General features: G+C 46.5%; 3 protein-coding genes. All 3 read left to right on the top strand.

Translation table 11 applies throughout. From position 1 onward, the window contains the following. A partial coding sequence (locus L6C30_RS14440; RefSeq protein WP_236163383.1) for an IS66 family insertion sequence element accessory protein TnpB occupies positions 1-302 on the top strand: 302 nt, incomplete at its 5' end. After that, on the top strand, positions 299-634 hold the full coding sequence (gene tnpB / locus L6C30_RS14445) for an IS66 family insertion sequence element accessory protein TnpB (RefSeq protein ID WP_171489061.1): 336 nt from the start codon (positions 299-301) through the stop codon (positions 632-634). The genes L6C30_RS14440 and tnpB, both read left to right, overlap by 4 nt. Positions 635-708: 74 nt before the next feature. After that, positions 709-2,355, top strand: a complete 1,647-nt coding sequence (locus L6C30_RS14450; RefSeq protein WP_236163415.1) for an IS66 family transposase — start codon at positions 709-711, stop codon at positions 2,353-2,355. Positions 2,356-2,386 lie beyond the last annotated feature (31 nt).

The raw sequence follows: 2,386 nt of genomic DNA on the forward strand, positions 1-2,386 counted from the left end.
TTCAGGCTTGTAAAGCACCGGACGTTTCAATTGCTTCAGTCGCTTTGCAACATGGATTGAATACAAATCTTGTATCCAAATGGATTCGCTTAATTGATGCTAAGCCAGGGAATGATCGCTCACCACTACCGAATAAACCTGCATTTATTGCCTTATCTTGCTCTGCACCATTAGATCCTACTCCTACTGACATGTTAACGGTTCAAATTACTTTACCCCACTCAAAAGCAGAAATTGGCTTGAAATGGCAAGTATCAGAAATATCTGCTTTAGCAGAATTACTCAAGGCACTTGCAACATGATCCGCATTGATGAAATCTGGCTTTCTACCCAACCTCTGGATATGCGAGCAGGGATGGATACGGTCATGGCGCAGATTATGAAAGCCTTTGGCTACATTAAACCGCATTGCGCCTACCTGTTCTGTAATAAACGTGGCCATCGCATGAAAGTGCTGGTACATGATGGACTGGGCATCTGGCTGTGTGCCCGGCGGTTGGAACAGGGCAAATTTCACTGGGCTAAAGTTCACCAGGGTGAAAGCGTAGCCCTCAGCCCGGAACAGTTACAGGCACTGATCCAAGGTTTGCCCTGGCAGCGCATTGGACGACAGCAAGTGGTCACAATGCTCTAAACTAGCTTGGTCCATTCTGCTATTCTCCAAATGTTGTATTTCATTCTTCTCATGACCTCAGGCATACTGCGGTCATGAATACGCTGCCTGATTTAAGCCAACTGACCCATGAACAACTGCTGGAATTTACCAGACAGTTGGCAATGCAGCATCAGTCTCTGGCACAATCAAATCAAGAATTAGAAAAATCAAACCAACAATTAGATACCAAAGTTCAGCATCTTGAAGTATCCAATCAGCAATTAGATGCTCAAGTTCAACATCTTTCCATTCTCAATCAAAAATACGAGCATGAACTTGCGCTGTTTAAAAAGCACAAATTCGGCAGTAAAAACGAACATCTCACTGCAAAACAAATCCACCTGTGGGATGAAGCGGTTGAAGAAGATATTGCCGCGGTTGATCTAGAACTGGAACGGCTGAATGCAGATAAAACCGATGCAGTGACACACAAAGCCAAAACCAATAAACCTAAACGTCGACCACTGCCAGATCATCTACACACCATCCGTATTGAGCATGAACCTGCATCAACCCAATGTGCTTGTGGCTGCCAACTTCGTCGTATCGGCGAAGATGTCAGTGAAAAACTGCATTTCAGACCGGCACAGTTCTATAAGGAACAGCATGTGCGTGGTAAATGGGTCTGTGATCAGTGTGACACCCTGACTCAGCAAGCGATGCCCGCCTATGTGATTGATAAAGGCATTGCTTCACCTGAACTGCTCAGCCATGTTTTGGTATCGAAATATGCCGATCATTTGCCGCTGTACCGTCAACGTCTGATCTATCAGCGGGCGGGAATCGAACTTTCTAGATCAACTTTATCTGACTGGATAGGTCGCTGCGGTGTAGAACTGGAACCTCTGGCCAATGCCTTAAAAGAGGTGGTACTACAACAGCAGGTGCTGCATGCAGATGAAACACCGGTCACCATCATGCGGATGGGTGAGAATGATAAAAAACCGAAGAAAGGTTATGTCTGGGCCTATGCCACTACACAGTACAATCCAGTTCAGGCGGTGATCTATGACTTTCAGGATAGTCGTTCAGGCCAGCATGCTGCAGAGTTCTTGAAAGGCTGGCAGGGCCATCTGGTCTGTGATGATTACAGTGGTTATAAAGCACGCTTTAAATCAGGCCAGGTCATAGAGGTGGGCTGCATGGCCCATGCACGTCGTAAATTCCATGAACTGCATGTGACCGGGAAAAGTCAGGTCGCTGAACAGGCCTTAGTGCTGATTCAGAAACTGTATGCGATAGAAGCAGAACTCAGGAAAAAGACCGATGGTACAGCGGAAGACCGCCGCGAATACCGACAACAGCATAGTCAACCGGTGATGCAACAACTGTATGAATGGCTTAACCAACATCAACTGACTGTGCCATCGAGTTCTCCAACCGCCAAGGCCATCAATTACACTCTGAAGCGTTGGCCAGCTTTAAGCCGCTATCTGGATGATGGCAATCTACCGATTTGCAATAACTGGGTGGAAAACCAGATGCGACCTTGGGCGTTGGGACGTAAGAATTGGCTATTTGCAGGTTCGCTGCGCAGCGGTCAGCGAGCAGCCAATATCATGACATTAATCCAGTCAGCAAAGCTGAATGGGCTGGATCCGTATGCCTATTTAAGTGATGTTCTGAAAAGGTTGCCGACACATAAAGTGACCCAAATAGAAGAATTACTGCCACACCGCTGGAAATCCGACCAAAATTAAAAAATAGGTATGGGATTCAGCGGACGCTTAC

Source organism: Acinetobacter sp. KAM396, assembly GCF_021602765.1.
Lineage (GTDB): Bacteria > Pseudomonadota > Gammaproteobacteria > Pseudomonadales > Moraxellaceae > Acinetobacter > Acinetobacter towneri_A.

Excerpts from the sequence above, each read along its gene's own strand:
- tnpB (WP_171489061.1), top strand. The coding sequence starts at position 299 with ATGATCCGCATTGATGAAATCTGGCTTTCTACCCAACCTCTGGATATG.
- L6C30_RS14450 (WP_236163415.1), top strand. The coding sequence starts at position 709 with ATGAATACGCTGCCTGATTTAAGCCAACTGACCCATGAACAACTGCTG.